This window comes from Cellulomonas sp. IC4_254, assembly GCF_011603975.1.
Lineage (GTDB): Bacteria > Actinomycetota > Actinomycetes > Actinomycetales > Cellulomonadaceae > Cellulomonas.
In genome coordinates this window covers 1-7,729 of sequence record NZ_JAANNB010000183.1, presented here as the reverse complement: position 1 = coordinate 7,729, position 7,729 = coordinate 1, and the positions used below count along the sequence as shown (strand labels likewise).

9 protein-coding genes are annotated in these 7,729 nt (G+C 74.2%); 2 read left to right on the top strand and 7 right to left on the bottom strand.

What is annotated here, in order from left to right:
• Positions 1-147: 147 nt before the first annotated feature.
• Positions 148-1,434 carry an adenylosuccinate synthase gene (locus tag G6556_RS15340; RefSeq protein WP_166943264.1) on the bottom strand — a complete coding sequence of 429 codons (1,287 nt, stop codon included), beginning with the start codon at positions 1,432-1,434 and terminating at the stop codon, positions 148-150.
• 186 nt (positions 1,435-1,620) lie between these two features.
• On the bottom strand, positions 1,621-2,043 hold the full coding sequence (locus tag G6556_RS15335; RefSeq protein WP_166943261.1) for a DUF3151 domain-containing protein: 423 nt from the start codon (positions 2,041-2,043) through the stop codon (positions 1,621-1,623).
• A 118-nt stretch (positions 2,044-2,161) separates the two neighbouring features.
• Between G6556_RS15335 and G6556_RS15330 the strand changes: the two genes are divergently transcribed.
• Positions 2,162-2,533, top strand: coding sequence for an STAS domain-containing protein (locus tag G6556_RS15330; protein ID WP_166943259.1), 372 nt, complete (start codon positions 2,162-2,164; stop codon positions 2,531-2,533).
• Positions 2,534-2,535: 2 nt separating this feature from the next.
• Here the strand turns inward: G6556_RS15330 and G6556_RS15325 are convergent, their stop codons facing one another.
• From G6556_RS15325 to G6556_RS15315, 3 genes are read right to left on the bottom strand one after another with little or no spacing between them, the layout of a single operon-like run.
• Positions 2,536-2,877: a type II toxin-antitoxin system PemK/MazF family toxin gene (locus G6556_RS15325; protein WP_346774932.1), complete on the bottom strand. Its 342-nt coding sequence runs from the start codon at positions 2,875-2,877 to the stop codon at positions 2,536-2,538.
• The gene (locus G6556_RS15320) at positions 2,874-3,116 is read right to left on the bottom strand and encodes a ribbon-helix-helix protein, CopG family (protein WP_166943256.1); all 243 of its coding nucleotides are present in this window, start codon (positions 3,114-3,116) and stop codon (positions 2,874-2,876) included. The genes G6556_RS15325 and G6556_RS15320 overlap by 4 nt, the downstream gene beginning before the upstream one ends.
• Positions 3,117-3,135: 19 nt before the next feature.
• Positions 3,136-5,349 carry a SpoIIE family protein phosphatase gene (locus G6556_RS15315; RefSeq protein ID WP_205693562.1) on the bottom strand — a complete coding sequence of 738 codons (2,214 nt, stop codon included), beginning with the start codon at positions 5,347-5,349 and terminating at the stop codon, positions 3,136-3,138.
• 224 nt (positions 5,350-5,573) lie between these two features.
• On the opposite strand from G6556_RS15315, the gene G6556_RS15310 reads away from it, so the two are divergent.
• Complete coding sequence (locus G6556_RS15310) at positions 5,574-5,876, top strand: STAS domain-containing protein (protein ID WP_346774931.1); 303 nt, start codon at positions 5,574-5,576, stop codon at positions 5,874-5,876.
• A gap of 101 nt (positions 5,877-5,977) precedes the next feature.
• Here the strand turns inward: G6556_RS15310 and fbaA are convergent, their stop codons facing one another.
• Together fbaA and G6556_RS15300 are read right to left on the bottom strand one after the other, a co-directional pair.
• Positions 5,978-7,000, bottom strand: coding sequence for a class II fructose-bisphosphate aldolase (gene fbaA, locus G6556_RS15305; protein ID WP_166943250.1), 1,023 nt, complete (start codon positions 6,998-7,000; stop codon positions 5,978-5,980).
• Between the two features lie 103 nt (positions 7,001-7,103).
• A partial coding sequence (locus tag G6556_RS15300) for a TrmH family RNA methyltransferase (RefSeq protein WP_166943247.1) occupies positions 7,104-7,729 on the bottom strand: 626 nt, incomplete at its 5' end.

The following is a 7,729-nucleotide window of genomic DNA, read 5'->3' as shown; positions in this document are numbered from 1 at the left end:
GGTGGGTTCGGGGCCACGACGAGGACGCATGCGGGCACCGTCTCCCGCAGCGGCGCGCGTCCGCGTCGTCGGATCGGCGGATCCTCAACCGCCCGGTCGTCCGGCCGGAGGATCCGGGCGGACGACGCGGACGGAGGACTCGCCGGGTCAGCCCAGCAGGTCGTGGATCGCCACGGTGGCCTCGCGGCCCGGGCCCACGCCGACGGCGGAGATCCGGCAGCCCGAGATCTCCTCGAGCCGCGCCAGGTACCGCTGCGCGTTCACCGGCAGGTCCGACAGCTCGCGGGCGCCCGAGATGTCCTCGGTCCAGCCGTCCAGGTACTCGTAGACCGGCGTGGCGTGGTGGTAGTCGCTCTGGTCGTCCGGCATCTCGTCGAACCGGCGGCCGTCCACGTCGTACGCCACGGCGACCGGGATCTTGTCCCGGCCGGTGAGCACGTCGAGCTTGGTGACCACGAGGTCGGTGAGCCCGTTGATCCGCGAGGAGTACCGGGCGACCACGGCGTCGTACCAGCCGGTGCGGCGCGGGCGGCCGGTCGTGGTGCCGAACTCGCCGCCGGTCTGCCGGAGCCACTCGCCGTCCTCGTCGAACAGCTCCGTCGGGTACGGGCCCTCGCCGACCCGGGTGGTGTACGCCTTAGCGACGCCCACGACCCGGTCGATCCTGGTCGGGCCGATGCCGGAGCCGGTGCACGCGCCGCCCGCGGTCGCCGACGACGACGTCACGAACGGGTACGTGCCATGGTCGATGTCGAGCATCGTGGCCTGGCCGGCCTCGAACACGAGCGTCTTCCCGGCGTCGAGCGCCTGGTTCAGCACCAGCGGGGTGTCGGCCACGTACGGGCGGAGCCGCTCGGCGTAGCCCAGCAGGTCCTCGACCGTCTCGTCGACCGTGATGGCGCGGCGGTTGTAGACCTTCACCAGCAGGTGGTTCTTCTGGTCGAGCGAGCCCTCGACCTTCTGCCGCAGGATCTTCTCGTCGAACAGGTCCTGGATGCGGATGCCGACCCGGTTGATCTTGTCGGCGTACGCCGGGCCGATGCCGCGGCCGGTGGTGCCGATCTTCCGCTTGCCGAGGAACCGCTCGGTGACCTTGTCGATCGTGCGGTGGTACGGCGCGATGACGTGCGCCGCGGACGACACCAGCAGCCGCTCCGCGGAGACCCCGCGGGCCTGCAGCGCGTCGATCTCCTCGAACAGCACCTCGATGTCGATGACGACGCCGTTGCCGATGACCGGCACGACACCGGGCGACAGGATGCCCGACGGCAGCAGGTGCAGGGCGTACTTCTCGCCGTTCACGACCACGGTGTGCCCGGCGTTGTTGCCGCCGTTGAACTTCACCACGTAGTCGATCCGCGACCCGAGCTGGTCGGTCGCCTTGCCCTTGCCCTCGTCGCCCCACTGGGTCCCGAGCACCACGACGGCCGGCATGTGATCACCACTCCCACCCTGCCTCGCGGCGGCACCCGCAGCGGGGCCGAGCGGCGTGGCTCGGGCGCGGGAGGTCCGGGCACGGGGCGGCAGGCGACCCCAGTACCTCCGGAAGATTACCGGAGCCGCGTGATCACCGTCCGGACGACGCCCGCACCCGTGGGTGCCGGCGCCGTCCGCACCCGGTCAGCGCAGGCCCGCGACCTCGGCGGCGGAGGTGCCGGAGTCCACGAGGAACTGCTCGCAGCGCGCGGCCTCGTCGACCTCCTCGATCGCCTCGGCGGCCTCGGCCAGCGCGAGCAGCGCGCGCAGGAAGCCCTGGTTCGCCTCGTGGTCGGCCGGGATCGGCCCCTGGCCCCGCCAGCCCGCGCGCCGCAGCGCGTCCAGCCCGCGGTGGTAGCCGGTGCGGGCGTAGGCGTACGCGGCCACCGGGTCGCCCTCGTCGCGCAGCGCGCGCTCGGCGAGCAGCGCCCACGCGAGCGACGAGGCGGGGGCGCGGCGGGCGGCGTCCCGCGGGTCGCCGCCGGCGGTGAGCACGGCGCGCGCGTCGGCGTCCGCACCGTCCGGCAGGCGGGTGGGCTCGGGTCCGAGGAGGTTGGCTCCGGTCATGCCGCCCAGTGTGTCAGGACGGCCCGCCGTGGCGGGCCCCGGCGATCCCGGCATGCGCGGGGGCCCGGCACGTGGTTACAGTCGTCCAGCCCGTGCCCCCCTCGTCGGAAGTCCGCCCATGATCGAGATCGCCACCTCGGCCGCGACGACCACCCTCGTCATCGCCGGCGACCTCGACCTCGCCGAGCGCGACCAGTTCCCCGAGATCGCCGCCCGCGTCGTCGGGCTGCGCCGCCAGCTGCTCGTCATCGACATGTGCGACGTGACGTTCATGGACTCGACCGGCGCGGCGTTCCTCATCTCGCTCGCCGACGCCAGCCGCAAGCGCGGCGGAGCGACGGTGCTGCGCGGCGCGGACCCCCGGGACCTGTTCGTGCTGGAGATCTGCGGCGCGCTCGAGCTGTTCCGCATCGACGCGGACCACCGCTGCGCCCCGGCCGGGGGCGACGGCACCGAGCAGGTCGCGCAGGACGCCCCCGCGGGCGCCTGACGTCACAGCGCCAGGACGGCGCGCAGGCCCGAGTCGACCTGGTGCACGAGTCCGGTGGGCAGCGCGCCCACCGGGTGCTCCACGTGCTCGCGGGACACTACGGTCACCTGCGACACGTTCGCGACCGAGTCCTTCGCGAGACCGGACGCGGTCTGCGGGACCAGGACGTTGCCCGGCATGGCGGCGAGTGCCGTGTTCGACGTCAACGGCACCACCACGACGGTCGCGATCCGGGACCGGTTGTAGTCGTCGGACTGGACCACGACCGCCGGCCTCCGCTTCGCGGGCGCACTCCCTCGGGGGATCCCGAAGTCGACCCAGCAGACGTCGCCCCGTGCGATCACCAGTCGGCCTCGGCGACGAGGTCGCCGGCGGCCCGCCGGAACGGTTCGGTGGTCGCACCGGGCTGACCGGCGGCCGCGATCGCGTCGTCGATGCGCTGGGTCACGTCCTGCGCCTCCAGCTCGTCCGCGAACCGGCCGGCCGCGCGTCGGTAGAACTCCGAGCGCGTCATGCCGTGCCGCCGCGCGCTCGCGTCGATGCGCGCCGCCTCGTGGTCGGGGATGGAGATCGCGGTCTTCATGACACGAGTATAACGACAGTTATACCCCGCCACGCGGGCCGTCGAGCACCGACGGCTCCGTCGGCCGCACCCGCGCCCACACGACCTTGCCGCCGCGCGACGGCCGCCAGCCCCAGTCGGCGAGCCGCTCGACGATCCGCATGCCGAACCCGCCGATCCGCCCCGGGTGGCCCTCGGTCGCGACGGGCGGGGTCGGGTTGGAGTCCTCGACCTCGATCCGCAGGCCCTCGCCGGTGTCGTGCAGCCGCAGCGTGACCCGGCCCCAGCCGTGCAGCACGGCGTTGGCGACCAGCTCCGAGACCACGAGCTCCGCGTTCGACGCGTCGCCGAGCTCCCAGGCGTGCGACGTCCGCACCACCGCGTGCCGGGCGCGGGCGATCGACCCCGGCTCGCTCGGCAGCTGCCAGCGCCGGCTGCGCACGTTGCCGCCGTGCCCGGAGGTGTCCGTGAGGTCCGGGACCCGCACGACGACGACGGCCACGTCGTCCTCGGGGCCGTCCGCCAGCCGGGCGAGCAGCTCCTCGCCGATGCCGGCGGCGTCGACGGCGGTCGCACCCGCGGCCACCTCGCGCAGCGTGACGAGCCCGTCGATCAGCGCCCGGTCGCGGCGCTCGATCAGGCCGTCGGTGTAGAACACCAGCACGTCGCCCGGCAGCAGGTCGTGGTGCGCGGTCCGGCGGTGCCCGTCGCCGAACCCGATGAGCGCGCCGCCGGCCTCGTCCAGCAGCACGACCTCGCCGTCCCGGACCAGGAGGGCCGGGAGGTGGCCGGCGCGGGAGTACGCCAGGTGCCAGCTCGGGCAGCCGCCGTCGCCGCCGTCACGCCGGGTGAGCGTCGTCAGCACCAGGCCGGCGGAGCGCGGGATCCGCATGCCGCCCACGAGCTGGTCCACGCGCTCGAGCACCGGGCCGGGCTCGGTGACCTCGAACGCGTAGGCGCGTACGACGGACCGGAGCTGGCCCATCGCGGCGGCCGCCTCGACGTCGTGGCCCACCACGTCGCCGATCACCACGCCGACGACGTCCGGCTCGATCTGCACGACGTCGTACCAGTCGCCACCGACCTGCGCGTAGACCACGTTCGGGGCGTAGTACGACCAGACGTCCAGGCCCTCGATCTCGGCCTGCTCGGGGAGCATCGCGCGCTGCAGCGTCTCGGCGACCCGGTGCTCGCGGGCGTACAGCCGCACGTTCTCCATGGCCAGGCCGACCCGCCGGGCGGTCAGCGACAGGATCGTGCGCGTGCGCTCGTCGACGCCGCCGCGGGTGGGCGCGTCGTGCACGAGCTCCGGGCCGGGGGCCGGTCGCGGGACCACGGCGAGCAGGCCGAGCACCCGGTGCCGTCCGGGCAGGGGCAGCACGGCGACGTGCCCGACGCCGGCACCGCCGGGCACGCGGCTGCGCAGGTCCGCCGCGAGCCACGCCGAGGCGGTCCCCGGCGGGTACGGCGCGTCGGTGTCGAGGTCCAGCACCAGGTGCATCTCGCCCTCCCCGTCCAGCAGCCGCTGCACGGGGTCGTCGCCGACGGGACGGGCGGCCCCGCGGCGCGCGACGAAGGGCACCCCCGTGCCGCCCGGTCCGTGCCGCCGGCCCGACGCGCGCGGGGTGCGGGTCACGTCGACGCCGTCCGCGGCCTGCAGGCCGTCGTCGTCGACGTAGAAGCCGGCCCAGCCGACCACCCGGTGCGCCAGCAGCTCGGCGATGGCGCGCAGGCCGTACGGGTCGTCCAGGTCCATCACGAGGTCCGAGACCGCCCCGATCAGCGCGAGGTCCTCGCTCTCCCGCCGGACCACCTCGACCTCGGCCGCCACCGCGGCGTCGCGGTCCACCTGGTCGGTGACGTCGACCAGCGCCGCCACCCAGTGCGTGGGCTCCGTCGCACCGTCCGCCGTCACCGGCGTCACCACGGTCCGCGCCCAGAACCAGTCGCCCCCGGCGCGCCGCAGCCGCAGCAGCGCGGACGTGGCACGCCGGTCCAGCACGGCCTCCTGGAGCTGGCGCAGGCCGGAGGCGTCCTCGGCGGACAGCGCGATCAGGTCGACCGCGGGGCCGGTGACGTCGTCGAGCGTGAGGCCGGTCGCCTCCGTGAACGCGCGGTTCACCCAGACGACGGGCCACCGCGGCGGCTCGGCGGCGACGACCAGGACGGGCATCCCGACGATCTGGCCCACCGCTCGCCCGATGGAGTCGACGACGTCCCCGGCGCCGTCCCCGGGCGTGGAGTTGACCACCACCGCCTCCGATCGTCTAGCGTCTCCGACAGGTCCCGGTGCAGCAACCCGCCGGGACGGTGGCCGAACACCGGCGCGGTCGTCTGACCGACACCCGGACGGGAGGGAGCATCGTGCGCGACGGTAACAGCACACCCCCGGGCGGGCTCGCCGGGGACCAGGCCTCGGAAGCCACGGCCGCCCCGACCGTACCCGCACCCGGCGAGGCAGCCGGGGAGCCGGGCTCGGTGCACGTCATCCTGTCCCCCGACCGGACCACGATCGTGCTGTCCGGCGAGGTCGACGCGGACCTCGGCGCCGACCTGGCGCAGGCCACGACCGACGCCGAGCAGGCCGGCGTGCCCATCGAGGTCGACGCGCACCACGTGACGTTCATGGACTCGTCCGGCGTCGCGTTCCTCGCCCGCCTGGCGATGCGGACCCCGCACCGCGTGCGGCTGCTGCACGTGCCGCCGACGGTGCAGTTCCTGCTCGAGGTCACCCGGATCGGTGAGCTGCTCGACGTGGTCGAGGACGACCACCGGGCCTGAGCGGCACCGCTCGCCGCGCCCCGGCACGCACGAGGGCCCGGTCACCGTGGTGGTGACCGGGCCCTCGTCGCGTCGCCGGCCCCGTGGGGCCGTCGGGCGGATCAGCGCAGGCGCTGGCCCGCCGAGCGCAGCTGCTGCGCGGCCTCGACGATGCGGGCGGCCATGCCGGCCTCGGCCAGCTTGCCCCAGGCGCGCGGGTCGTACGCCTTCTTGTTGCCGACCTCGCCGTCGACCTTCAGCACGCCGTCGTAGTTGCTGAACATGTGGCCGACCACGGGACGCGTGAACGCGTACTGGGTGTCGGTGTCGATGTTCATCTTGATGACGCCGTTGTCGACCGCCTCGGAGATCTCCGCGGCCGTGGAGCCCGAACCGCCGTGGAACACGAGGTCGAACGGGTTCTCCTTGCCGATCTCGCCGCCGACGGCCTTCTGGATGTCCGCGAGGATCGACGGGCGCAGCTTGACGGCACCCGGCTTGTACACGCCGTGCACGTTGCCGAAGGTCAGGGCCGTCAGGTAGCGGCCCTTCTCGCCGGCGCCGAGCGCGCGGACCGTCGCCAGGCCGTCCTCGGCCGTGGTGTAGAGCTTCTCGTTGATCTCGGCCTCGTGGCCGTCCTCCTCGCCACCCACGACGCCGACCTCGATCTCGAGGATCGTGCGCGCGGCCTGCGACAGCTCGAGCAGCTCGGCCGCGATGACGAGGTTCTCGTCCAGCGGGATGTCGGAGCCGTCGAACATGTGCGACTGGAAGGTCGGGTTCTTGCCGGCCTTGACCTCCTCGGCCTCCAGGGCCAGGAGCGGACGGACCCAGGAGTCCAGGTTCTTCTTGACGCAGTGGTCGGTGTGCAGGGCGACCGTGATGCCGTAGCCCTTGGCGACCTCGGTCGCGTACGCGGCGAGCGCGCGGGTGCCCGAGACGCGGTCCTTGACCGTGGAGCCCGACGCGTACTCGGCGCCACCGACGGAGACCTGGAGGATGCCGTCCGACTCCGCCTCGGCGAAGCCCTGCAGCGCGGCGGTGATGGTCTGGGAGGACGTGATGTTCACGGCCGGGTAGGCGAACTTGCCCGCCTTCGCCCGGTCGATCATCTCGGCGTACACCTCGGGGGTGGCGATGGGCATCGCAGCAGCTCCAAAGAGAGTGGGGTTTCGCTTTCTCCCCAAGTCTGGCACGTCCTGCGCGCGGCGCGGCGGGACGTCCTGCCCACGAGACGCCCGGCGGGCGTCAGGCCGGCGGGGGTCCCGCGTGCCGGACCGCCCACGCGTGCATGGCGATCGCCGCCGCCGCGCCCGCGTTGATGGACCGCGTGGAGCCGTACTGGTCGATGTGCAGCACCGCGTCCGCCCCGGCGCGCGCCGCGTCCGACAGCCCCGCGGACTCCTGGCCGAACAGCAGGACGCACGCGGCCGGCACCGGGTACCCGTCGAGCGGCACGGACCCCGGGACGTTGTCGATCCCGAGCACCGGCAGCGGGCCGCCGTCCGGGCCGGCCGTCGCGGCCCACGCGAGCAGGTCCTCGACGTCCGGGTGGTGGTGGACGTGCAGGTAGCGGTCGGTGACCATCGCGCCGCGGCGGTTCCACCGGCGGCGGCCGACGACGTGCACCCCGGCGGCGTTGAACGCGTTGGCGGTCCGGACGACCGAGCCGATGTTGAGGTCGTGCGCCCAGTTCTCGATGGCCACGTGGAACGGGTGCCGCCGGGTGTCCAGGTCGGCGACGACGGCCTCGACCGACCAGTAGCGGTACCGGTCGGCGACGTTGCGGCGGTCGCCGTGGGCGAGCAGCTCGGGGTCGAGGCGCGGGTCGTCGGGCCACGCGTCCGGGCCGCCGAGCCACGGGCCGACGCCGA